Source organism: Belnapia sp. AC561, from assembly GCF_979252845.1.
The window spans coordinates 1-307 of the sequence record NZ_CEEDBP010000149.1; the positions used below are offsets into that span (position 1 = coordinate 1).

The 307-nt window shown below is 43.6% G+C and carries 1 pseudogene; it reads left to right on the plus strand.

Annotated features, from left to right (window positions below):
• Positions 1–307, plus strand: a pseudogene (locus tag AC0IW9_RS30515) (hypothetical protein); the annotation flags it as partial.

Here is a 307-nt window from a genome sequence, read left to right on the forward strand (position 1 = left end):
CCGATGATGTGATCGTTTATCCGGCTCACGGTGCTGGTTCTGCCTGCGGTAAAAGTATGAGCAAAGAAACTTTCGACACTCTCGGCCATCAAAAAGGAGTTAACTACGCCTTAAAAGCGCAAACAAAAGAACAATTTATTGCTGAAGTTACCGATGGGATTATGCCGCCGCCACAATACTTCGCAAAAAATGCGGCCATTAATAAAGGTGGGGTAGAAAGTATCGACGGTGTTTTTGAAAAAGGACTTGTTGCGTTGACTCCACAAGAATTTGAAAATTTAGCCAACCAGACTGGCGCAATAATGCT